Origin of the sequence: Streptomyces sp. NPDC002588, assembly GCF_040295925.1 — a bacterium.
GTDB lineage: Bacteria > Actinomycetota > Actinomycetes > Streptomycetales > Streptomycetaceae > Streptomyces.
This window is the reverse complement of record NZ_JBEOWF010000071.1, coordinates 16465-39004: the sequence shown is the minus strand read 5'-3', so window position 1 is coordinate 39004 and position 22540 is coordinate 16465. Positions and strand designations below refer to the sequence as shown.

19 protein-coding genes are annotated in these 22540 nt (G+C 73.1%); 9 read left to right on the top strand and 10 right to left on the bottom strand.

Annotated elements, in window-relative coordinates:
- Positions 1–120: 120 nt before the first annotated feature.
- Positions 121–438 (bottom strand): STAS domain-containing protein, encoded by a 318-nt coding sequence (locus ABT057_RS46510; protein ID WP_502974081.1) that lies wholly within the window; start codon positions 436–438, stop codon positions 121–123.
- Between the two features lie 315 nt (positions 439–753).
- Here ABT057_RS46510 and ABT057_RS46505 point away from each other — a divergent pair, with 315 nt between their 5' ends.
- Entirely contained in the window at positions 754–1194 is a 441-nt protein-coding gene (locus tag ABT057_RS46505) for a pyridoxamine 5'-phosphate oxidase family protein (RefSeq protein WP_352350986.1), read from the top strand.
- A gap of 58 nt (positions 1195–1252) precedes the next feature.
- On the opposite strand, the gene ABT057_RS46500 is transcribed toward ABT057_RS46505, so the two are convergent.
- The 7 genes from ABT057_RS46500 to ppdK all read right to left on the bottom strand — a co-directional run bounded on the left by ABT057_RS46500 (position 1253) and on the right by ppdK (position 11538).
- Positions 1253–1717, bottom strand: coding sequence for a pyridoxamine 5'-phosphate oxidase family protein (locus ABT057_RS46500; protein WP_352350984.1), 465 nt, complete (start codon positions 1715–1717; stop codon positions 1253–1255).
- Positions 1718–1917: 200 nt separating this feature from the next.
- Positions 1918–3489 (bottom strand): oleate hydratase, encoded by a 1572-nt coding sequence (locus ABT057_RS46495; protein WP_352350982.1) that lies wholly within the window; start codon positions 3487–3489, stop codon positions 1918–1920.
- 194 nt (positions 3490–3683) lie between these two features.
- Positions 3684–4070 (bottom strand): hypothetical protein, encoded by a 387-nt coding sequence (locus ABT057_RS46490; RefSeq protein ID WP_352350980.1) that lies wholly within the window; start codon positions 4068–4070, stop codon positions 3684–3686.
- 77 nt (positions 4071–4147) lie between these two features.
- Entirely contained in the window at positions 4148–5362 is a 1215-nt protein-coding gene (locus ABT057_RS46485; protein ID WP_352350978.1) for a globin domain-containing protein, read from the bottom strand.
- A 46-nt stretch (positions 5363–5408) separates the two neighbouring features.
- The gene (adhE, locus tag ABT057_RS46480) at positions 5409–8084 is read right to left on the bottom strand and encodes a bifunctional acetaldehyde-CoA/alcohol dehydrogenase (RefSeq protein ID WP_352350976.1); all 2676 of its coding nucleotides are present in this window, start codon (positions 8082–8084) and stop codon (positions 5409–5411) included.
- A gap of 106 nt (positions 8085–8190) precedes the next feature.
- Positions 8191–8826 (bottom strand): CBS domain-containing protein, encoded by a 636-nt coding sequence (locus ABT057_RS46475; protein WP_352350974.1) that lies wholly within the window; start codon positions 8824–8826, stop codon positions 8191–8193.
- Positions 8827–8853: 27 nt separating this feature from the next.
- On the bottom strand, positions 8854–11538 hold the full coding sequence (ppdK, locus tag ABT057_RS46470) for a pyruvate, phosphate dikinase (protein ID WP_352350972.1): 2685 nt from the start codon (positions 11536–11538) through the stop codon (positions 8854–8856).
- A 228-nt stretch (positions 11539–11766) separates the two neighbouring features.
- On the opposite strand from ppdK, the gene ABT057_RS46465 reads away from it, so the two are divergent.
- Entirely contained in the window at positions 11767–13482 is a 1716-nt protein-coding gene (locus ABT057_RS46465) for a GAF domain-containing sensor histidine kinase (protein WP_352350970.1), read from the top strand.
- 3 nt (positions 13483–13485) lie between these two features.
- Here ABT057_RS46465 and ABT057_RS46460 read toward each other — a convergent pair whose 3' ends face one another.
- The gene (locus ABT057_RS46460) at positions 13486–13980 is read right to left on the bottom strand and encodes an FMN-binding protein (RefSeq protein WP_352350968.1); all 495 of its coding nucleotides are present in this window, start codon (positions 13978–13980) and stop codon (positions 13486–13488) included.
- Between the two features lie 7 nt (positions 13981–13987).
- Positions 13988–15340 carry a ferredoxin reductase family protein gene (locus ABT057_RS46455; protein WP_352350966.1) on the bottom strand — a complete coding sequence of 451 codons (1353 nt, stop codon included), beginning with the start codon at positions 15338–15340 and terminating at the stop codon, positions 13988–13990.
- Positions 15341–15575: 235 nt separating this feature from the next.
- On the opposite strand from ABT057_RS46455, the gene ABT057_RS46450 reads away from it, so the two are divergent.
- The 7 genes from ABT057_RS46450 (at position 15576) to ABT057_RS46420 (ending at position 22467) form a co-directional block, all read left to right on the top strand.
- Positions 15576–16325 carry a response regulator transcription factor gene (locus ABT057_RS46450; RefSeq protein ID WP_352350964.1) on the top strand — a complete coding sequence of 250 codons (750 nt, stop codon included), beginning with the start codon at positions 15576–15578 and terminating at the stop codon, positions 16323–16325.
- A gap of 14 nt (positions 16326–16339) precedes the next feature.
- Positions 16340–17827 (top strand): sensor histidine kinase, encoded by a 1488-nt coding sequence (locus ABT057_RS46445; RefSeq protein WP_352350962.1) that lies wholly within the window; start codon positions 16340–16342, stop codon positions 17825–17827.
- Positions 17828–17978: 151 nt separating this feature from the next.
- Positions 17979–18182: a hypothetical protein gene (locus tag ABT057_RS46440; RefSeq protein ID WP_352350960.1), complete on the top strand. Its 204-nt coding sequence runs from the start codon at positions 17979–17981 to the stop codon at positions 18180–18182.
- A 104-nt stretch (positions 18183–18286) separates the two neighbouring features.
- Complete coding sequence (locus ABT057_RS46435; protein WP_352350959.1) at positions 18287–19198, top strand: universal stress protein; 912 nt, start codon at positions 18287–18289, stop codon at positions 19196–19198.
- Between the two features lie 268 nt (positions 19199–19466).
- Positions 19467–20369 carry a universal stress protein gene (locus tag ABT057_RS46430; RefSeq protein WP_352350957.1) on the top strand — a complete coding sequence of 301 codons (903 nt, stop codon included), beginning with the start codon at positions 19467–19469 and terminating at the stop codon, positions 20367–20369.
- A gap of 66 nt (positions 20370–20435) precedes the next feature.
- The gene (locus ABT057_RS46425) at positions 20436–21449 is read left to right on the top strand and encodes an Acg family FMN-binding oxidoreductase (RefSeq protein WP_352350955.1); all 1014 of its coding nucleotides are present in this window, start codon (positions 20436–20438) and stop codon (positions 21447–21449) included.
- Positions 21450–21633: 184 nt separating this feature from the next.
- Positions 21634–22467, top strand: coding sequence for a universal stress protein (locus tag ABT057_RS46420; protein WP_352350953.1), 834 nt, complete (start codon positions 21634–21636; stop codon positions 22465–22467).
- Positions 22468–22540: the final 73 nt, after the last annotated feature.

Sequence of the window (22540 nt, the reverse complement as noted above, 5' to 3'; positions counted from 1 at the left end):
CATGGGCCGACCAGGCGTCGCCGCAGGGCCGCCCGGGACCGACTTGACGGCCCACGAGGGCCGTTCAGCCCAAGCGGCCGCGGGACGGCCCACCGCCGGCGGCCGGCGCCGCGCACCGGCTCAGGATCCGCCGTGGGCCGGGCCGGCGAGACCCTCGGGCCACCGGGAACGGATGTCGAAGGCGCCGGCCAGGCTGGTGCAGCGCAGGATGCGCAGGAACCGGGCGCTGTCCGTGACCAGCCGCAGTCGGCCGTGCCGGGCCCGCGCCCGCCGTAGCGCCCGGCACAGCACGCCCAGCCCGGCGCAGTCGATGAAGGACACCGGGCGCAGGTCGAGCACCAGATCGGGGCGCGGCCCCTCGGTCAGCGCGTCCAGGCGCGCCGCGAGCTCGGGCACGGCCAGGAGGTCGATCTCGCCCTGCAGGGTCACGACGGTCACGCCACCGACGGTGTGATGCGCTCGATACGGCGTGGACGTCGTGTGGTCAGTGGTCATGAGGAGAGGAAAGCCGTGCCGAGGGGGCGCACGAAAGGGCCGTTCGGTCCCTGTTCGGACGGGTCCGACCGGACCTTTCCGGTGCGGGTGACCACCCGCGCGCGACGCCCGGGCGGCCTGACGGGACGCCGTACCGCGGTCCGGGCCAGGGTCCTTCTCCGGAGGTCGGGGACCGATGGTCCCTGGCTGAGGAGGTCCGCCGCGTTCGACGATGGATCCTGCCAGTACCGCGATGTCAGGTGAGAGACGAGAAGGCAGATGGACGCCAACGACGGATTCCGTGAACTCGACCGGCAGGAGTCCCTGCGTCTGCTGGCCAAGGTGCCCGTGGGGCGCATCGTGTACACACGGCAGGCGTTGCCCGCCGTCCTGCCGGTGAACTTCTGTCTGGACCGGGACGGCGCGGTGCTGGTCCGCACCTCGGCCTCCTCGGAACTGGTGAGCGCGGTCGACGGAGCGGTGGTCGCCTTCGAGGCCGACGAGGTCGACGCCGCCGCCCACTCCGGCTGGAGTGTCGTGGTCATGGGAACGGCCGCCCTCGTGACCGACCCCGCCGAGAACGCACGGCTGCTGCGGACCGGGCCGCGTTCCTGGGCGCCGGCGCCGCAGGAGGTCTTCGTGCGCATCGACCCGGAGCTGGTCACCGGACGCGAACTCGTCGGCGGACGCACCCTGTACGGAGTGCGCCTCCCCTCCTGAACCGGTGGCCGTCGGGCCCCGCGGACGAGCGGAGCGCCGCCACGTCCGGCGGTGCCGCTCAGACGGACGTGGACGGGTCGTCGGCGGTGAGGCGGACCCCGGTGACCAGGTCGGGGCTGATGCGGACGGCGTGATCCATCCTCTGGGACGCCCACGGACGCAGCAGGGCCTGATAGCGGGCCAGTTCCCGAAGGTCGGTGACCAGCCGCGCATAGCCCGTGACGACCACGCTCCACCCGAGGTGGGTGTCGGGATCGATGTCGTCGGCCTCGTAGGCGACGACCGCCCCCTCGCCCTCGGTCTGCCGGGTGTACCGGGCCAGTGTGGCGTCGCCGTGGGTACGGATGACGATGTCGCCGTCGACCAGGACGTGGTTGACCGGCCGGACGGTCGGCAGCGCGTGCCGGGTGAAGACGACCCGCCCGAGGGACACACTGCCCAGGAGCCGCAGCGCCTCGACGCCGTCCAGCTCCACACTTCTGTGTCTTTCCGAGGTGTCCGACCGGTGGTCGTCGGCGGTCATGGCAGGTTTCCGTATCGTCGGGTCACTCACGGTTCTCCGTCTCCCGCGGCCACACGCGGGCCGGACCGGGCCGTTCGAACCGTGTGGCGACGTGAACGGAGCGACACCGCGGGGGATCGGTGCCGCTCCTGTCCTCAGTGTCTCTCGGGTCACTCGCTTCGCACAGGTGCCGATCGGTCCCGCCGGCAGGGCCGTACGGCCTACCGGCGGTGCATCGTCTCCAGAGCCGCGGCCAGTACGCGGGGATCGTGGTGGCCCTTGTAGACCTCCGGCGGCCGCCGGTCCAGCTTCAGGAGCTCCGCCACCGCCGCCCAGGCCGTGCGTACGGAGTACTCGACGGTGAAGACGACGTCGTCGGGCACCTCGGCGAACTGTCCGACGAACGCGAGGTTCACCGATCCCTCGGGCACCACGCGGGGCCGGTCGCCCTGGCGGCGGGTCAGGAACTGGCTGGTGATGTACGGCATCACGCAGGGCACGACGACGGAGGTCTCCAGGATCCGCGCCGCCGTCGGCTCGTCGAACGGGAGGTGGTGCAGGACCTCTTCGAGGATCTCCCGGCCGCTGCACATCGTCATCGGTTTGGGCGTGTTGTTGCCGGCACGGCCGGGGAACAGCCCGTAGCCCCACCAGACCCCGACGTCCTCGGGCTGGTCGCGGTAGACCGGCTGGCGGTTGGCGACCACGGTGAGCAGCCAGTTGGACTCGGTGAAGGTCATCAGGCCGCCCTTGCCGGCCGGGCGGCCGCTGAACTCCTCGAGCGCCCTCAGGAAGGCGGGGTCCTTCGAGGTGACCGTGAACGACTCCCAGCGGGACTCCGTGACGTGCTTGTCGAAGGCGGCCGGGTTGCCGAATTCCTCGCGTCCACGGGCCAGCCGGTGCCACAGCAGCCAGGCGTCCGAGCGCTGCGGGGCGGGCGGGGGCGCGGAGGTGTGCGTGCCGAGGCTGGAGGCGTCGGTCATGGAGCCGTTGGTGACGAACACCAGGTCCTCGGGCTCGACGGCGATCTTCTCCTCGCGGCCGTTCCTGCTCAGATGGAGGGTCTCCACCGTGCCGCTGCCGATGCCCGGGGTGAACCCCAGGTCGGTGACGCGGCAGCCGGTGTGCACGGTGACACCCCGCTCCCGCAGCCAGGCCGTCAGCGGTCGCACGATGGAGTCGTACTGGTTGTAGCGGGTCCGGTGGATGCCCGACATGGTCGCGAACTCGGGGAAGAGGTGGACGAAGCGCCTGAGGTAGCGGCGGAACTCGATCGCGCTGTGCCAGGGCTGGAACGCGAACGTGGTGCACCACATGAACCAGAAGTTGGTGGTGAAGAAGTGCTCGCCGAAGCAGTCGGTGATCCGCCGGCCGTCGAGGTGGCCCTCGGGGGTGGCCAGGCAGCGGACCAGCTCCAGCCGGTCCCGCTCGGAGAACCCCATCGAGGTGGTGTCGATGATCTTGCCGTCCCCGTCGACGAGCCGGGCGATGTCGTCCCAGGCGAACTCCTCGTGCCCGGCCAGGATCTCCTCGGTCACGGAGACGGCGGGGTCGTCGAGGGTGGGGATGCCGGACAGCAGGTCGTACGTGCAGCGGAACTCGGCCTCGAACATCCGGCCGCCGCGCATGGTGTAGCCGGTGTCCGGCGTCCCGCCCGCGTCCAGGCTGCCGCCGAGGGTCCGTTGTTCCTCGAAGAGGTGGATGTCGGATCCCTCGAAACCGCCGTCGCGGATCAGGAACGTCGCCGCGGCCAGTGCCGCGATCCCGCTGCCCACCAGATATGCCTTAGCCATCACTCAACTCCTCGTGCTCGCCGCCACATTGCGGGAACCGTGCGGACCCACGATGTCCCGTGGTCCGGGGTGCGGTCTGTGGGCCGTTGGTCACCTGACGGGTCCGGTCGGCCCTCGGAGCGGGGCCCGGCGGTCCGGCCGGCCGACCGCGGCCGGCCGGACCCGCCGTCATCGGGCCCGCTGTCGCCGTGGGATCACGCCGTGCGGGAGTCCTCCGCCGTGCCGCCGCGCCACGGCGGGGCCGCGGTCCGGTGTCCGCCGTCCCAGGACTGGGCGGCCCTGTCGGTCTGGCGGCGCAGTCTGTCCTGCAGCCGGTCGACGACCTCCGTGCCCGTCGCCTCCTCGGCGGCCGCGACCACCTGACGACCGCCGATGTGCAGGTCGGCCGTGGCCGACCACTGGTGGCCGGCGTGGCGGGCGGCCGCTCGCACGAGGTGCACCTCGCCGGTGACGGCGGGCAGGCCCGGCCGGCCCACGAGGGCGTCGATCTTCGTACGGGCGTAGGCCAGGGTCTCCTCGTCCACGGCGCCTTCGGAGCGCAGCCGGATCAGGGGAGTCTCCTGGGTGTGGTCGGTGGTCATGCCGGTCCTTCCTTCCAGATGCCTGAAAAATCAAGAGGGTTGAGGGAGTGGGGTGAGTGGGGTGAACCGGGTGTGGTTCAGGCCGTGGTGTCGGGCAGCCACAGGTCGGGTCCGAAGACCTCGTAGCGGATGCGCCGCGCGGGGACCCCGGCGCTCAGCAGCTGTCCGCGCACCTCTCGCATGAAGGGCAGCGGTCCGCACAGGAACACCGTGGCCCCGTCGGGGAGTTCGGTGTCGGTCAGGTCCATCAGGCCGGTGCGGGCGTCGGGTTCGTCCGGGCCGGGGTCCTCGTACCAGAAGACCGCGTGGGCGCCCGGCAGCCGCGCCACGAGAGCGCGGGTGTCGGCGCGCAGGGCGTGGTCGCCGGGGGAGCGGTCGGCGTGCAGGACCAGGACCGGGCGGATCGAGCGGAGGGCGGCCAGGTGGGCCAGGATGCCGGTCATGGGGGTGCAGCCGATGCCCGCCGACACCAGCACGACGGGGCTGGTGGCATCCACCGGATCGTCGAGGAAGACATCGCCGAACGGCGCGGACAGCAGCAGCTCGTCCCCCTCACCCACCTTTTCGTGCAACAGGGTGGAGACCTCTCCGTCCGGTGTGCCGGCGTCACCGGTGACCCGCTTCACGGTGATCCGCCGCAGCTCTCCGCCCGGGGCCGAGGACAGGCTGTACTGGCGCAACTGGTGCACCCCGTCGGCCATGGGCAGGCGGACGCTCACGTACTGGCCCGCGCGGGCCCGCGGGGCCGGTTCGCCGTCCGCCGGGCGGAGCACGAAGGACACCACGTCGGGCGTCTCGGTACGGCGTTCGACGACCGTCCAGGGCCGCCAGATCCCGCCGGGCTGAACCCCGGCGTCCTGGTAGAGGAGGGCCTCCCGGCTGATCAGGGCGCCGGCCATCAGCCAGTAGACCTCGTCCCAGGCGGCCGCCACCTCCGGGGTGACCGCGTCGCCCAGGACCTCGGCGATCGCGCCGAACAGGTACTTGTGCACGATCGTGTACTGGTCGTCGGTGACGCCGACGGCGGCGTGCTTGTGGGCTATCCGCGACAGCAGCGCGTCCGGCCGCGCGGAGGGATTCTCCAGCAGTGCGCCGGCGAATCCGGCGATCGACCCGGCGAGGGCGCGGCGCTGGGCGCCGCTGGCCTGGTTGCCGCGGTTGAACATCCCGTCGAGCAGCTCCGGCCGGTCGTGGAACATCGTGGCGTAGAAGCGGGTGGTGATCTCGTCGAGCGCTCCGGCCACGGCGGGCAGGGTGGCCCGCACGAGGGCGGCGGATTCCGCGGACAGCATGGAACCTCCTGGGAGGGGATGACGGGGTGAGGGCGGCAGGGGGGTGTCAGTTCGCCGGAACGGCGGCGCCACGGCCGTAGTAGGCGGCGCGCATGAGTTCCCGCATGTCGTCGAGCATCGGCATCCGCGGGTTGGCGGGCGCGCACTGGTCGTCGAAGGCGTTGAGCGCCTGCTGCGGCAGGGCGTCCAGGAAGGCGCGCTCGTCGACGCCGAGGGCCTGGAACGTCGGCTCGATGCCCACGGCGTCACGCAACCGCTCCACGGCCGAGGCGAGCGACTCGACGCCCTCGGCCGGGGTGGCGGCGGGCAGGCCGAGGGTGCGGGCGATGTCCTGGAAGCGCTCGGGGGCCCGGTAGTGCTCGTACTTGGGCCAGCCGGTGAGCTTCGTGGGGACGGTGCCGTTGTAGCGGATGACGTGCGGCAGCAGGACGGCGTTGGTGCGGCCGTGCGCGATGTGGAAGGTGGCGCCGAGGGTGTGGGACATGGCGTGGACGATGCCGAGGAAGGCGTTGCCGAAGGCCATGCCCGCGATGGTGCCGGCGTTGTGCATCTTCTCCTGCGCGTCCGGCCGGGCCGCGCGGTCGTTGACCGCGGCCTCGATGTTGTCGAAGATCAGCCGGATCGCGTGCAGGGCGAGACCGTCGGTGAAGTCGTTGGCGTAGACGGACACGTACGCCTCGATGGCGTGGGTGAGGGCGTCGAAGCCGCTGTCGGCGGCCAGCGCGCGGGGCAGCGCGGTGGTGAGCAGCGGGTCGACGATGGCCACGCTGGGGGTGAGTGCGTAGTCGGCCAGCGGGTACTTCTTGCCGGTCGCGGGGTCGGAGATGACGGCGAACGGGGTCACCTCGGCGCCGGTGCCGGAGGTGGTCGGGATGCACACCAGGCGGGCGAGCTTGCCGAGGACGGGGAAGCGGAAGGCGCGCTTGCGGATGTCGGAGAACTTGTGCCGCATGTCGGCGAAGTCGACGTCCTTGCCCTCGGCCTGCTGCTCGTACAGCAGCCACATCACCTTGGCCGCGTCCATGGGGGAGCCGCCGCCGAGCGCGATGATGGTGTCCGGACGGAAGTCGCCCATGAGGCGGGCGCCCCGCCGGACGGAGTCGATGCTGGGCTCGGGCTCGACGTTGTCGATGACCTGGACGGTGACCGGCTCCCGGCGCCGCCGCAGCACGCGCTCGACCCGGTCGACGAGGCCGAGGCGGGTCATGGTCGCGTCGGTGACGACGGTGACGCGGTGGACGTCCGGCATCGAGGTGAGGTAGCGGATGGACTGCGGCTCGAAGTAGATCTTCGGCGGGACCTTGAACCACTGCAGGTTGTTGCGGCGCACCGAGACCCGCTTGACGTTGAGCAGCTGGGCGGCGGAGACGTTGTTGGACACCGAGGTGCTGCCCCAGGAGCCGCAGCCCAGGGTCAGCGACGGCAGCAGGCTGTTGTAGATGCCGCCGATCGCACCCTGCGAGGACGGGGCGTTGACGATGATCCGCACGGCCTTCATGCGCCTGCCGTACGACTCGGCCAGCTCCGGGTCCCCGGTGTGGATGACGGCGCTGTGGCCCTGCCCGTGGAAGGCGACCATGTCCGCGGCCAGGTCGAAGCCCTGCTGCTCGGAGCCGGCGCGCAGCACGGCGAGGACCGGGCAGAGCTTCTCACGGGTCAGGGGCTCGTCGGGGCCGACGCGGTCGGCCTCGACCAGGATGAGGGAGGTGTCGGCGGGCACGGTGAAGCCCGCCTGCTCGGCGATCCACGCCGGGCTCTGCCCGACGGCCGCCGAGTTGACCTTGGGCTCGCAGCCCGCGCCCGCGGCGCCGGCCGGGAACAGGAAGGTCTCCAGCTTCGCCTTCTCCTCGGCCGTGGCCAAGTGGGCGTGCAGGGTGCGGAATTCGGCGAGAACCGCGTCGTAGATCTCCGTGTCGGGGATGACGGCCTGTTCGGAGGCGCAGATCATGCCGTTGTCGAACGACTTGGACAGCACCAGGTCGTTGACGGCCCGGCGTACGTCCGCGCTGCGGTGGACATAGGCGGGGACGTTGCCGGCGCCCACGCCCAGGGCGGGCTTGCCGGCCGAGTAGGCGGCCTTGACCATGGCGTTGCCGCCCGTGGCGAGGATCAGCGAGACACCCGGGTGCCGCATCAGGGCGCCGGTCGCCTCGACGGACGGGGTCTCGATCCACTGCACGCAGTGCTCCGGCGCGCCGGCCGCGATCGCCGCGTCACGCACGATCCGGGCCGCCCGCGCGCTGCACTGCTGCGCGGAGGGATGGAAGGCGAAGACGACCGGGTTGCGGGTCTTCAGCGCCATCAGCGCCTTGAAGATCGTGGTGGAGGTCGGGTTGGTGACGGGCGTGATCGCGCACACCACGCCGACCGGTTCGGCCACCTCGGTCATGTCGTCGATGTCGTCGCGGGCGATGACACCCACGGTCTTCATCGGGCCCATGCTGTGCGTGACGTACTCGCAGGCGAACATGTTCTTGGCCGCTTTGTCCTCGAAGACACCGCGTCCGGTCTCGTCCACCGCGAGCCGCGCGAGCTCGGTGTGCTGGTCCAGAGCGGCGACCGAGGCCTTCTTCACGATGTGGTCGACCTGCTCCTGATCGAGCGCCTCGTAGTCGGCGAGTGCCTTGAGCCCGTTCGTCACCAGGCGGTCCACCGCGATGGCGATGTCGGACGGCGGGCCGGCCGGGTCGATGGTCGCGCTGTGGTCGTCATGGCGGGTCATGGGGGCGAGCCTCCGTCGTCGAGAGGGTGGCGCCGCACGGTCGGCGGCGCGGGGCGGGAGCGGTAGGGCGGGGGGCCGGTACCGCTCCCATCAGCAGCGTCTCCCGTCAGCCGGGTCCGGTCCCAGGTCCCGTCGGTCCCTTCGCGGGGCCGATCGGCCCTGAAGAGGTGTGGACGGTCAGCCTGTTGACGACGCCGAGCACACCGTCCACCCGGTACGTCAGCCGGATCGCGAGCGGGAGGTCCGCGCCGGCCGCCAAGGAGCCGGCCAGCGTGACCACGCCGTCCCGCACCGACACCGTCACACCGCGGGCGCCGCCCAGGACGTCGTCCCGGACCTCCCGCGTGATCTCGTCGTCCGTGCGCAGGAAGATCCGCAGCAGATCGCGCCGGGTGGCGATGCCGATCAGCCGGTCCTCCTCGTCCACGACCGGGAGCCGCTCGACGCCGTGACGTTCCATCACACGCGCGGCGTCCGCGATGCGCTGTTCCGGATGCACGGTGACCGCGGGGGACGACATCAGCTCCTGCGCCGTGAGGGCACGGCCGTCCGGGGACCGGGCTGCCTGGCGGCGGATCAGATCGGTCTCCGAGATCACCCCGACGACCTTGTCGTCGGCGTCCACCACGGGCACCCCGCTGATCCGATGCCGGTCCAGCAGCCGTACGACCTCCTTCAACGATGTGTCCCGGTGCGCCTCGACGACGTCCTGCGTCATCACCTCACCGACGATGCGGGCCATGCCGACCACTTCCCTTGCTCTCTCTCGTCACCTGCTGTCGCTGGTCCCCGTCGCGGGGAGCGCGGCGCGTCCCGCCTCCAGCCGCGCGACCGGGACGCGGAACGGCGAGCAGGAGACGTAGTCCAGTCCCGCGGAGTGGAAGAAGTGGACGGACGCGGGATCGCCGCCGTGCTCGCCGCAGACGCCGATCTTCAGGTCGGGCCGCGTGGCGCGGCCCTCGTCGACCGCGATCCGCACCAGCCGGCCCACTCCGTCGCGGTCGAGGGTCTCGAACGGGGAGGTGGCGAAGATGCCCTTGTCGAGGTAGGCGGAGAAGAAGGCCGCCTCGACGTCGTCGCGGGAGAAGCCCCAGGTGGTCTGGGTGAGGTCGTTGGTGCCGAAGGAGAAGAACTCCGCCTCCTCGGCGATCCGGCCGGCCGTGAGCGCGGCCCGGGGCAGCTCGATCATGGTGCCGACCGGGCAGTGCACGGGCACGCCCGTCTCCTCGGAGACCTCGGCGAGGACGCGTTCCACCTCTTCGCGTTCGATGCGCAGTTCCTCGACGGCGCCGACCAGCGGCACCATGATCTCCGCCGCGGGCGAGCCCCCGGCCCTGGTCCGTTCCACGACCGCCTCGGCGATCGCCCGCACCTGCATGGCGACCAGTCCCGGGACCACCAGGCCCAGCCGCACGCCGCGCAGCCCGAGCATCGGGTTCTCCTCGTGCATGCGGTTGACGGCGGCGAGCAGCTCGGTGTCGTGCGGGTCGGTCGCGTCGCCGTGTCCCTGGGCGGTGGCGATGCGCACGGCGAGGTCGGTGCGGTCGGGCAGGAACTCGTGCAGGGGCGGGTCGATGAGCCGGATGGTCACCGGCAGACCGTCCATCGCCTCCAGGATGCCGATGAAGTCCTGCCGCTGGAGCGGCAGCAGCGCGCTCAGCGCCTTCTCGCGCTCGCTCTCGTCACCGGCCAGGATCATCGCCTCGACCAGCTTGCGGCGCTCGCCCAGGAACATGTGTTCGGTACGGCAGAGCCCGACGCCCTGCGCGCCGAACCGCCGGGCGCGCGCGGCGTCCTCGGGGGTGTCGGCGTTCGCCCGCACCTCCAGCCGCCGGGCGCCGTCGGCCCGATCCATGGCGCGGGCCACCGCCTCGACCAGCCCGCCCGCCTTCTCGCCCGTTTCGAAGTGGCGCATCACCGCGGAGTCGACCAGCGGAGCGGCGCCCAGGTACACGGCCCCCTCGGAACCGTCGACGGAGACGACCGTGCCCTCCTCGACGACGGTGTCGCCCACCGTGAAGCGGCGTGCCGCGGTGTCCACGGTGATCTCCTCGGCACCGCACACGCACACCGTGCCCATGCCACGGGCGACCACGGCCGCGTGGCTGGTCTTGCCGCCGCGGCTGGTGAGCACCGCCTGCGCGGCGATCATGCCCGGCAGGTCGTCGGGGGTGGTCTCCTGGCGGACGAGGACGACCTTCTCGCCGGCGGCGGCCCGGCGGACCGCTTCGGCCGAGTCGAACACCGCCGCGCCGACGGCCGCACCCGGTGAGGCCGGGAGACCGTGCGCGAGGGCCTCGCCCACCGCCGAGGTGTCGAACCGGGGGAACATCAGCCGGGCCAGACCGTCCCCGTCGACGCGGGCCAGGGCCTCGTCGGGAGTGATCAGGCCCTCGTCCACCAGTTCGGCGGCGATCGCGAACGCGGCCTCGGCGGTGCGCTTGCCCACCCGGGTCTGGAGCATCCACAGCCGGCCGCGCTCGATGGTGAACTCGATGTCGCACAGGTCCCGGTAGTGGGTCTCCAGCGTCCGCAGATGGCCGCACAGGTCCGCGTACGACGTCGGGTCCAGCTCCTCCAGCGCGGTCAGCGGGACGGTGTTGCGGATGCCGGCGACGACGTCCTCGCCCTGCGCGTTCGCCAGGTAGTCGCCGTACAGACCGGGCCGTCCGGTGGCCGGGTCGCGGGTGAAGGCGACGCCGCTGCCGGAGTCGGACCCGAGATTGCCGAAGACCATGGTCTGCACGTTCACCGCGGTGCCCAGGTCGTCCGGGATGTGCTCGCGGCGGCGGTACAGCCGGGCGCGCTCGCCCCGCCAGGACTCGAAGACGGCCAGCACCGCCCGGCGCAGCTGTTCGGCCGGCGACTGCGGGAACTCCTCGCCGGTCTCCCGGCGGATCACGTCCTTGTACGTCCCGACGAGACCGGCCAGGTCCGCCGCGTCCAGCCCCAGGTCGTTCGCCGCGCCCCGGGCCCGCTTGAGGCCGGACAGGGCGTTCTCGAACAGGGAGCCGTCGACGCCCATGACGGTGGTGCCGAACATCTGGACGAGGCGGCGGTAGGAGTCCCAGGCGAAGCGTTCGTTCCCGGAGACCTTCGCCAGCCCGAGGACGGATTCGTCGTTCAGGCCGATGTCGAGGATGGTCTCCATCATGCCGGGCATGGAGAAGCGCGCCCCGGAGCGCACGGACAGCAGCAGCGGGTCGTCGGGCTGACCGAGCCGCCGCCCCGCCGCCCGCTCCAGGGCGGTGAGGTGCGCGGAGATCTCCCCGGCCGGGGTGTCCGGCTCGGTGCCGCCGGCCAGGAAGGCCCGGCAGGCCTCGGTGGTCACGGTGAAGCCGGGCGGAACCGGCAGACCCATCCGGGTCATCTCGGCCAGGTTCGCGCCCTTGCCACCGAGCAGGTCGGCCTGGTCACGGCCGCCTTCCGCGAAGTCGTACACGTAACGGACCATGACGTCGGTCTCCTCCGTCGGGCTGCTGGCTGGTTACCTCTCCAGCGTCCGGCCGCCGGGACCGCAGGGGGCAGGTGCCGCAGGTCCCCTCCCGTGGGCCGGTCGGCCCAGGCGGGAGCCACCGGGAACCGGCCCGATCCGCTACCGCGCCGTCCGGCCGACCCGATACCGTTGCACATGATCGGACCGGTGGGTGTCCGTGCGTTGAGGGGACCTGGAGGATTACCGGTGGGAAGCCCCGAGGAGGCCCGCGGACGGCTGCCCCAGCTGCGGCTGGACGAGCTGCTGGAGGAGCTGCAGGCGCGGCTGGACGCGGCCCGTGGCACCCGCGACCGGGTGCACAGCCTGCTGGAGGCGGTGCTGTCGGTCGGCCGGGAGCTGGACCTGGAGCAGGCCCTGCACAGCATCGTGGAGGCCGCCGCGGCGCTGGTCGACGCGGAGTACGCCGCGCTCGGCGTGATCGGCCCCGACGGAAAGAGGCTGTCCGCCTTCCACACGGTCGGGGTGAGCGAGGAGCAGATCGCCCGGATCGGCCCGTATCCGGAGGGCCACGGCATCCTCGGCGAGCTGATCAGCCATCCGGAACCGCTGCGGCTGGCGAAGATCTCCGAGCATCCGGCGTCGTACGGTTTCCCGGCGCACCATCCGCCGATGAACACCTTCCTCGGCGTCCCGATCCGGGTGCGCGACCAGGTCTTCGGCAACCTGTACCTGACCGAGAAGCGGGGCGGCGCCCAGTTCGACGAGGAGGACGTCTCGGTCACGCTGACACTGGCCGTGGCGGCCGGCGTCGCGATCGACAACGCGCGTCTGTACGAGGAGTCCCGGCTGCGGGAGCGCTGGCTGCGGGCGAACGCGGAGATCACCCACAGCCTGATGTCCGGCGGTGACCGCACCGAGGTGCTCGCCCTGATCGCGGAGCGGGCCGGTGAGATCACCGGATCCGCTCTGGCGGCGGTCGCGCTGCCCATGGGGGAGACCGGGTCGCTCGCGGTGGAGATCGCCGTCGGGATGGACGCCGACGCACACCGGGGACTCGTCCTGTCGATGGACCGGAGCCTGATGGGGCTGGCCTTCTCCGGCAGGGCCCCGGTCACCAGCGAGGACGTCGGCCGGGACGAGCGCATCTCGCTGGAGCCTCCGCGGTTCGGGGGACTGGGCCCCGCGGTGGCCATGCCGATCGGCACGGACGAGGCGGGCGCTCGGGGCGTGGTCCTGCTCGCGCGAGAGGTCGGCCGTCCGGCGTTCTCGGCGACCGAGACGGAGACGCTGCAGGCGTTCGCCGCGCAGGCCGCCATAGCGATGGAGCTGGCGGAACGCCGCCAGGACGCGGAGGAGGTCGCGGTGCTCAAGGACCGCGACCGCATCGCACGGGACCTGCACGACCTGGCGATCCAGCGGCTCTTCGCCACCGGCATGACACTGCAGAGCGCGGGCCGTTTCATCGAGCACGAGGAGGCCTCCGAACGCGTCGTGCGCGCGGTCGACGACCTGGACGAGACCATCAAGATCATCAGATCGACGATCTTCGGCCTGCGCACCCGCGAGGGAGCGGGGGAGGCCGGGCTGCGGGCGCGTGCCGTACGGGTGGTCGGGGAGGCGGCGCCGGTCCTGGGCTTCGCTCCCAGCGTGCGCATGGAGGGCCTGCTGGACACCGACGTACCGAAGGAGATCGCCGATCACGTGGTGGCGGTGCTCTCCGAGTCCCTGACCAACATCGCCCGCCACGCGCGCGCGGACCGCGCCGACGTGCTGCTGGCGACGGACGGACGGGAGGTACGGCTCACGGTCGCCGACAACGGTGTGGGCATCCCGGAGACCGGCCGCCGCAGCGGGCTGCGCAACATGGCGGAACGCGCCGAGCAACTGGGCGGCCGGCTGGAGCTGGAGCAGCCCGAGGGCGGCGGCACCCGGCTGGTGTGGCGGGTGCCGGCGCGGAAGTAGCCGTCAGCCGCCGGCGGAGTCCAGCGCCGACTGGAGCGACTCGCGGTAGCCCTCGCTGGTGTACGTGGCTCCGGAGACGGTGTCGATGTTCGCGCTCTGGGCGGTGAGGGCCTCTCGGGTCAGTTGCGGGACGGCATAGGCGTTGATCTGCTGGTCCCTCGGGTTCTCCTGGGGGTAGGTGACCGCGGTGACGTCGGTGATCCTGCCGTTCTTCAGCGTGACGCGGACCTGTACGGGGCCGTAGCGGGTCTGGACGGAGTCCCCGGTGAGGGTCCGGGTGCCCGTGGCCGCCGACCCGCTTGACCCGCTCGACCCGCTCGACGGGGTCGTCCCGGCCGACGGGCTGGAACTGCTGGTCGGCGCCGGAGCGGTCGCCAACCCGGCGACGGACGGCGTGGTGTGCGGCTTCAGCGACAGCAGCAGCACCATCCCGGAGACGGTCGCGGCGCTCGCCAGCACGACGCGGCGCAGCGGACGGTTCTTCCTCAACGTGTGCAAGACGGCCTCACAGCTCGAAGGACTCGTGGTGGATGCGGCGGTCCGGGACCCCGGCGGCGCGCAGCGCTTCGTACAGGTCGCGCGCGAACCCGTGCGGGCCGCACAGGTACACGTCGTGCGCGTCCAGGTCGGGCACGGCCGCGCGCAGGGAGTGGGCCGTGAGATCCGGGCGCCTGCCCTGCGGACCGTTGAGCGCGTACAGCACCTTCGCCCCGCGCCACTGCGCGACGGCCTCCAGCTCGCCGCCCAGAGCGAGGTCCTCGGCGGTGCGGGCCCGGTAGAGGAGGGTGACGTCGCCGGGCAGCGTCTCGAACAGGGCCCGCAGCGGGGTGATGCCGACACCGCCCGCGATCAGCAGGGACTTGTGCGCGGACTGCCGGTCCGCGGTGAGCGCCCCGTAGGGGCCCTCCGCCCACACGCGGGTGCCCGGCCGCAGCAGGGGGACTGCCGCGCTGTGGTCGCCGAGCGCCTTGACGGTGATGCGCAGCAGGTCCGGGCGCGGCGGCGCCGACAGGGAGTAGGGCGTGGAGGTCCAGCGCATGCCGTCGGTCAGGAACCGCCAGCGCAGGAACTGCCCCGGCCGCGCACCCATCTCGTCCACCCGTCGGCCCCGCACGACGACCGAGTACACACCCGGCGCCTCCCGGTGCACGGAGTCCACCCGCAGCCGGTGACGGAGGTTGAGCCGCACCGGAGCCAGGATCCTGAACCACAGCACCAGGGCCGCGACGCCCAGGTACAGCGCGTACCAGGCGACCTGCACCGGCCGGCTGCCGATGAGGTCGGACCCCAGGGCGAGCTGGTGGCCGAAGGCGAGGAACACCGCGGCGTACGTCAGCAGGTGGACGTAGTACCAGAACTCGTGGCTGACCCGTCGGCGCACCGCGCGGGCGGAGACGATCCCGACCGCGAACAGGATGACGGTGCCGGCGGTGGCCTTGAGCATCTCCGGGTAGTCCAGGACCACGGTGAGCGTCTCGTCCAGAAGCGAGGAGCCGTCCTGCGCGGCGTATCCGAGCAGGATCAGCAGGACGTGGGCCACCAGCAGACAGACCGTGTAGCGGCCCGCCATCGCGTGCCAGCGCGTCACCCGGTCCGCCCCGACGCGCCGCTCCAGGAGCGGGACGCGGGCCATCAGTCCGACGAGGACGGCGCAGGCGTACCCGCACAGAAGTCCCGCGATCCGCCCGGCGCCGGTCAGCCAGCCCGCCGCGCCCACGACCGAGCCCGTGTCGTGCCACCACAGGGCGACCACGGCGGCGGCCCCGCCCCACAGCAGGGCCAGCACCGGGCCGACGGGGGAGCGCCGGGGGGCCGGAGGCGCGGGGGCGACCCTCCGTTGCTCGTACACCGTCGTCATGCGCAGGTCCCTTCAGGTCGTCCGGCGAGGCCGTTCGTTCGGCCGTCCGGGACGCCACTGTGCGGCCGCAACCTCTGAGCCCGCTCTCAGCACGCGGCGGCCGGCGCGGCTCCGCCGCAGGTGGGACGGGGTGCCAGGGGGAGCGCGGCGGACCGGCGGCAGGGCGGACTCATAGCGAACTCAGAGGCCGGGGGAGCGGCCCGGGTCGCGGCGAGGCCGCATCCTGGTACCTGAGATGAACACTTCCCGCCCCCGCGGCTCCGGCCGCCCCGCACTGACCCGGACCGACGGCGCCCCGCTCCGGGTCCTCGTCGTCGACGACGACCCCGACCTCGCGGAGGTCCTCTCCGGTGCCCTGCGCTACGAGGGCTGGGAGGTCCGCACGGCGGGCGACGGCGTCTCGGCCGTCGCCGAGGCACGCGAGCTGCTGCCCGACGCCGTCGTCCTCGACGTCATGCTCCCGGACACCGACGGCTTCGCAGTGCTCCGCTCGCTGCACGCCGTACGCCCCGACGTGTGCGTGCTGTTCCTGACCGCGCGGGACGCCGTGGAGGACCGCATCGCGGGCATCACGGCGGGCGGCGACGACTACGTGACGAAACCGTTCAGTCTGGAGGAGGTCGTCGCCCGCCTGCGCGGCCTGCTGCGCCGGGCCGGCATGGCCCGGCAGTCGGAGGACGGGCCGCGGCTGACCGTCGGCGACCTCGTCATGGACGAGGAGGCCCGAGAGGTCACCCGCGGCGGCGACCTGATCGAGCTGTCCCCGACGGAGTTCGAACTGCTGCGGCTGCTCATGCGCAACCCGCGACGCGTGCTCAGCAAGGCGCAGATCCTCGACCGCGTGTGGTCCTACGACTTCGGCGGGCAGGCTCACGTCGTCGAGCTCTACATCTCCTACCTGCGCAAGAAGGTGGACGCGGGCCGGCCGCCCATGATCCACACGGTGCGCGGCGCCGGATACGTGCTCAAGCCGGTGGCCCGGTGAGGTACCTACGGCGCGTGGTGAGGCGGTGGCTGACGCGCCTGCCCCGGCCGCACACACTGCGGGCGCGGCTCACCGCGGGCCTCGTCGTGCTGCTCGCGGTGAGCTGCGCGGCCGTCGGGGTGGCGGCGGTGGTGGAGCTGAACGGCTTCCTCACCGGCCGTCTCGACCAGCAGCTGCGCGAGACGGGCGTACGGTTCCCGGCGAGCCTGGAGCACGGCGGTGCCCGGCCGTCGGACCACGACGGCGACGAGGACGGCGACGGCGACACCCGCAGGCAGACCGTCGGGACCTTCGGAGCCCGGCTGGTCGGCGACACGGTCACCAGCGCGGCCGTGGTGGGCTCCAGCACGGGCACGGGCACGCAGAACGTTCCGCTCGGGGCCGCGGACGGCAGAAGGCTCGCCGCGGTGCCGGCCGACGGCGAGGGGCACACGGTCGGTCTCTCCGCGCTGGGCGAGTACCGAGTGATGGCGACCGAGGGCAGGGACGGCGACGTCCTGATCACCGGTCTGCCCACGGAGTCCGTCGAGGCCACCGTCCACCGGCTGGAACTGGTCGCCGGGGTGGTCTTCGGCTGCGCGCTCGCCGTCGCCGGCGTCGCGGGGGCGTTGTGGGTGCGCTGGTCGCTGCGCCCCCTCAGCCGGGTGGCCGCGACCGCCACCCGGGTCAGCCGGCTGCCGCTCTCCAGCGGCGAGGTGGAGCTCTATCCGCGCGCGCCCGAGACCGACCCGCGCAGTGAGGTGGGACGGGTCGCCAGCGCTTTCAACGTGATGCTCGGCCACGTCGAGGACGCGCTGACCAAACGGCACGCGAGCGAGGAACGGCTGCGCAGCTTCGCCGCCGACGCCAGCCACGAGCTGCGCACACCCGTGGCGTCGGTCCGCGGCCACGCCGAACTGGCGCTGCTGCACCCCGGCCCGGTGCCGCCGCCGGTGGCGCGGGCCCTGGAACGCATCGAGGCCGAATCGGCCCGCATGGGGGAGATGGTCGACGACCTGCTGCTCCTCGCCCGCCTCGACGCGGGCCGCCCCCTGGAACGCCTCCCCGTCGACCTGACCCGGCTGGTCCTGGACGCCGTGACGGACGCGCAGGCCGCGGGCCCGGGACACCGTTGGACGCTGGAGCTGTCCGAGGAGCCGGTGACGGTGCCGGGCGACGCCCACCGGCTCCATCAGGTGCTGGCCAACCTGCTGGCCAACGCGCGCCTGCACACGCCCGCCGGCACCACGATCACCATCTCGCTGGGGACCGGCGACGGGACGGCGCAGCTGAAGGTCCACGACGACGGCCCCGGTGTCGCCGCGGACGTACAGCCCAGGGTCTTCGAGCGCTTCACGCACGGGGAAGGCCGCCGCACGGACGGCGCGGGCGGCGGCACCGGCACCGGCCTCGGCCTGTCGATCGTGGCGGCGGTGGCGGAGGCCCACGGCGGAAGCGTCACCCTCGAGAGCAACCCGGGGTCGACCACCTTCACGGTACGGCTCCCCACCGGCGACGGATGACTTTCCCGTGTCCCGTGCCCCCGGGGCCGGGTGCCGGGCGCGCAAGGGCCGTTCCGCGCCCTCCTCCGGCCCCTTCGGCTCATGCGCCCCTGTCCGCGGCGGAGTTGGCTGACAGCAGGAAGAACGACACCGACCTGGGAGGGCGAGCACAGTGGGTACCAGCCTCACACCGGAGTTCTGGGAACGGTTCGCGGTACTGCTCGTGCTGGCGGCGGGCCTGACGTGTGTCCTCGCCGCGGCCTTCGACGGCCTCGCCGTCCGGCTGCTGAGCCGTCGGGCGCACAGGGCGCCGCACCGGCCGCCGACAGCGCACCGTCCGCAGCGCCACCACCACCGCGTGCCGGCCCGTTCCTGACGTGCCGTCCTGGGCCGTTCGGCGCCGGGCGGGGACCTCTGGCCCCTCCTGCCCCGGGACGCGGGCCCGGAGACTGACGGTGCATCCCCCAAGGAGGTCCATACATGTTCGCCATCACCGTCGGTCTGGACGGCTCGCCCGAAAGCCTCGCCGCCGCAGACTGGGCCGCTCGCGAAGCGGCACAACGAGAGGTGCCGCTGCGTCTGCTGCACGCCGAGGACTCGCTGCGCCCGCTGTACGTCCCCTTCATGGGGGCCGCGGCGCCCGACGTGATCGAGCAGCGTGCATGGGCGGCCCGTCTCCTGAGCGAGACGGAGTCCCGGCTCGGCGAGCGGCACCCCGGTCTGCGGATCACCACCCGGCAGGCCGAGGAGCAGCCGGTCCCGGCCCTGCTGTCCGCCGCGGAGGACACCGAACTGCTGGTCCTGGGGTCCCATCGCCTCGGCACGGTGGCGGGGTTCCTCGTCGGGTCGGTCGCGCTCGCCGTGGTGGCGCGTACGGAACGGCCCGTCGTCCTCGTGCGGGCCGGTGAGCACGCCGAGGACGAGCATCTGCCTGACGCCACGGGCGCCGGGGCGATCGCCACCCCGTACCGCGACGTCGTGCTGGGGCTGGACCTGGAGAGCCCGGGCGACGCCGTCGTCGAGTTCGCGTTCGAGGCAGCCCGGCGGCGCGCGGCCTGCCTGCGGGTGGTCCACGGCTGGAACCCCGCCGCCGTCTACGGCTACGGCGCCGCCTTGGACGCGGGGCTGGGCACCGAGCTGGCGGAAGAGGCACAGCACGAACTCAGCGACGTCCTGCGGCCGTGGAAGGACAAGTTCCCCGGGGTGGAGGTGCGGGAGCAGACCGCCATCGGCGGCGCCGGCCGGCACCTCGTGGACGCCTCGCGGGACGCGTCGCTGGTCGTCGTCGGCCGCAAGAAGCGCCAGGCGCCCATCGGCGGCCGTATCGGCCCGGTGACGCACGCGGTGCTGCAGCACGCCTCGGCGCCGGTCGCGGTGGTGCCGCACGACTGACACGACCATCACGGTCCTGGTCTCGGGGGAGGAGCCGGGACCATGCGGGTGCGGCGCGGCCGAGACAGGGCCCGCCGGGCCGCATCAGGTGTGCGTGGCCGGTGATTCACCGGCCACGCACACTGTCGTTCGGGGTCCGCGCCGCTCCGGCCGGGCGGCACACAGCGGGCCGACCGGCCCTCGGAGGGGGCCGGGCAGCCTCTGCCTCCGGGCGGGCCGTGGAGTGAGGCTGGTACCGCAGGACGGACCGAGTGTTGGAGGTGCCCACATGTTTGCGCCCGTTGTGGTCGGAGTGGATGGATCGGCGGAGAGCCTGGCCGCTGCCGCGTGGGCGGCGCGTGAGGCCGAGCGGAGGGACCGTGTGCTGCGTCTGGTGCACGTCTGGGACTGGCATCCTCGTCACGAGGAGCGTGAGATCGCGAACGCCGCCCAGCGGCATCTGGCCCGGCGCTCGCTGCGGCAGGCGGAGGAACGTGTCCGCGCCGAGTGCCCCGAACTGCGCCTGACCGACGAGCAGATGGAGGGGCCGGCCACGGCCGCCCTGGTGAAGGCGGCGGATGAGGCCGAGCTGCTGGTCCTGGGCTCGCGCGGGCTGAGCGGGTTCACCGGGTTCCTGGTGGGGTCGGTGGCCCTCGGCGTGGTCGCCAAGGCCACCAGCCCCGTCGTTCTCGTCCGCGCGGACGAGGTGGCGGCGGACGAACACGTGCCGGCGGACGACGGAAGCCCGTCGACGGAGACCGGGTACGGGGACGTCGTGCTCGCCGTCGACCTCGACGACGCCTGCGACGAGGTCATCGAGTTCGCCTTCGAGGCCGCCCGGCTGCGGCACGCACGGCTGCGGGCCGTGCACGCCTGGCACTTGGCCGGCCCGGTGGGCCTGGGCCCCGGCGACATCGGCCTGGCACGGGACTCCTGGCAGGGCGAGGAGTGGCTGGGCTTCCTCAAGGCGGTGCTCCAGGTGTGGCGCGACAAGTATCCCGACGTGGAGGTCCTGGAGACGGTGGTGGACGACAAGCCCGCGACCGCGCTCGTGCGGGCCGCCACCGGAGCGAGTCTCCTCGTCGTCGGTCACCGCCTCGCCGAACGCCCCGTCGGTCCCCGTACCGGGCCCGTCACCCACGCCGCGATCCACCACGTCGGCTGCCCCGTGGCCGTCGTCCCCCATGCGTGACGAGCTGACGGAGAGGCACTTCGGACGGCTCGTCAGAGCCGAGCGGGAGAAAGGTGTGTTCCGATCATGTCCCACATGTCCGAGGTCCGCGCGGACCCCCGCCACGCGTCCGCCTACCTGGTCCGTGCCGCCGTCACCGCGCCGTCCCCGTACAACACACAGCCCTGGACCTTCGTGGCCGAGGACGCGGACAGGGGCGTCGAAGTACACGCGGACGGCAGCCGGAGACTGCTGCTCGCCGACCCGTCCGGCAGGGAAATGGTGATCAGCTGCGGGGCCGCTCTGCTCAACATCCGGCTCGCCGTACGCCACCTGGGCTTCACGCCGGTCGTCGAGTACTTCCCGCGCCCGGCGGACCCGGCCTACCTGGCCCGGGTGACATGGGGCGCCTACCAGCGCCCCACCCCCGACGAGGAGCGCCTGTTCGGCGCACTGCGGCGACGCCGGACCGTGCGCGGGCCGTTCCTGTCGGAGCCGCTTCCCCCGGCGCTGGCCGACGTCCTGCGCGAGCACGCCCACCGGGCGGGCGCCACGCTTGATTTCGTCGCCGACCGGCAGGGCAGACGGCAACTGGCCGAGCTGGTCCGGAGCGCCGAGGAGACGCGCAGATCCCGTCCGGAATGCGCCGCCGAGCAGGCGCGGTGGACCTGGTGGCCCGGCGAGCCGCGGTACGACGGGATTCCCGTCACCGTCGCCGCGGCGCACCCCGACGCCACGTCCTTCGCGGGACGGGACTACATCGGCCACACGCCGATGTTCGCCCTGCCTCCACGGCGCCGGCCCTCGCGCACGGGACCGGTGGCGATCCTCGGCACGGACCGCGACGACCCGGCCGCTTGGCTCCGGGCGGGCGAAGCCCTTCAGCAGGTCCTGCTGGAAGCGGCGGACCACGGCGTCATGGCGGCCTTCCACACCCAGCCGCTGGAGGTCCCGTCCCTGCGGGTGAGGATCCGGCAGACACTCGGCGGCGGTGCCCACCCGCAGATGATCCTCCGCCTCGGATATCCGCCGTGTGGCCGGCCGCTGCCCCGCCGCCCGGTAACGGACGTGCTCAGGGCGGCCGGCGCCGCGGTCACCTGACCCGGCTGCCCCGAACAGCCGGGGACAGGGCCGGACGGCGCGTTGCAGGGGGCCGACCGGCCCCTGCCGCGGGCGCCCGGCGGGACGAGAGCGTGGCCTCGGACAGCGGGAACGCCGTCCGTCGTCGTGCCGGGAGCGTCCCGCCCCGGTCCAGAGGCTGTACGAGGGGAAGGGGGGTGCCGTCATGAGCGGCCCCGTACTGGTGGGAGTGGACGGCTCGGCATCGAGCCTGGTCGCGGTGGAGACCGCCGCACGTGAGGCCGACCGGCTGGGGGTGGAACTCCGGCTGGCCCACGCCTTCGAGTGGCCGGTGACCCATGTGCCACCGGGCGTGCCTCCGTGGGAGCCGGGCGGGAACGGGGCACGCGGCCACGCGCACGGCGCGCTGACGGAGGCCGAGCGCCGGGCCCACCGCGCCGCGCCCGGCCTCCGTGTCACCCACACGGTCCTCATGGGTGAACCCGCCGCGGTGCTGGAAACCGAGTCGCGCGGGGCGTCGCTCACCGTCGTCGGAAGCCGGCCGGTGAGCCGGTCCGCGGGCGTGCGACGCGGCTCGGTCGCCGTCCGGCTGACCGCCCACGGGGATTCCCCGGTACTGATGGTCCGGGGCAGGCCCGACCCGGCCGGCCCGGTGGTGCTCGCCGCGGACCACGGACACCTCGGCCGGCCGGCGGCCGAGTTCGCCTTCGCCGAGGCGTCCGCCCGCGGAACCGACGTGGTGGTGCTGAACGGGTTCGAGACGGCCGACGGGCGGCGGGACGGGTACGGCGACACACTGGCCGCGCTGCGACAGGAGTATCCGGACGTCACCGTGCGCCGTCCCCGCGTCCGGGGCGGCACGCGCCGGGCCGTCGTCGCGGCGAGCGCACACGCCCAGCTCGTCGTGATCGGCACCCGCGGCCGGGGCGGATTCCCCGGCACCCCGCCCACCCGCGTCAGCCGCGCGGCCCTGCGGCACGCCGACTGCCCCGTCGCGGTCATCCGCGCGACGGAGGAGCACCCCCGACCGGTCCGATGACGACCGACCCCCGGCCTTCCCCGACGCCGCTCCGACGGCGGGGCCCGAGTTCCCGACAGCAGGCATGAGGGAG

What these genes read in the sequence shown, in the direction of transcription:
- ABT057_RS46505 (WP_352350986.1), top strand. Translation starts at nt 754, where the DNA reads ATGGACGCCAACGACGGATTCCGTGAACTCGACCGGCAGGAGTCCCTG.
- ABT057_RS46500 (WP_352350984.1), bottom strand. Translation starts at nt 1,717, where the DNA reads ATGACCGCCGACGACCACCGGTCGGACACCTCGGAAAGACACAGAAGT.
- ABT057_RS46495 (WP_352350982.1), bottom strand. Translation starts at nt 3,489, where the DNA reads ATGGCTAAGGCATATCTGGTGGGCAGCGGGATCGCGGCACTGGCCGCG.
- ABT057_RS46490 (WP_352350980.1), bottom strand. Translation starts at nt 4,070, where the DNA reads ATGACCACCGACCACACCCAGGAGACTCCCCTGATCCGGCTGCGCTCC.
- ABT057_RS46485 (WP_352350978.1), bottom strand. Translation starts at nt 5,362, where the DNA reads ATGCTGTCCGCGGAATCCGCCGCCCTCGTGCGGGCCACCCTGCCCGCC.
- adhE (WP_352350976.1), bottom strand. Translation starts at nt 8,084, where the DNA reads ATGACCCGCCATGACGACCACAGCGCGACCATCGACCCGGCCGGCCCG.
- ABT057_RS46475 (WP_352350974.1), bottom strand. Translation starts at nt 8,826, where the DNA reads ATGGCCCGCATCGTCGGTGAGGTGATGACGCAGGACGTCGTCGAGGCG.
- ppdK (WP_352350972.1), bottom strand. Translation starts at nt 11,538, where the DNA reads ATGGTCCGTTACGTGTACGACTTCGCGGAAGGCGGCCGTGACCAGGCC.
- ABT057_RS46455 (WP_352350966.1), bottom strand. Translation starts at nt 15,340, where the DNA reads ATGACGACGGTGTACGAGCAACGGAGGGTCGCCCCCGCGCCTCCGGCC.
- ABT057_RS46450 (WP_352350964.1), top strand. Translation starts at nt 15,576, where the DNA reads ATGAACACTTCCCGCCCCCGCGGCTCCGGCCGCCCCGCACTGACCCGG.
- ABT057_RS46435 (WP_352350959.1), top strand. Translation starts at nt 18,287, where the DNA reads ATGTTCGCCATCACCGTCGGTCTGGACGGCTCGCCCGAAAGCCTCGCC.
- ABT057_RS46430 (WP_352350957.1), top strand. Translation starts at nt 19,467, where the DNA reads ATGTTTGCGCCCGTTGTGGTCGGAGTGGATGGATCGGCGGAGAGCCTG.
- ABT057_RS46425 (WP_352350955.1), top strand. Translation starts at nt 20,436, where the DNA reads ATGTCCCACATGTCCGAGGTCCGCGCGGACCCCCGCCACGCGTCCGCC.
- ABT057_RS46420 (WP_352350953.1), top strand. Translation starts at nt 21,634, where the DNA reads ATGAGCGGCCCCGTACTGGTGGGAGTGGACGGCTCGGCATCGAGCCTG.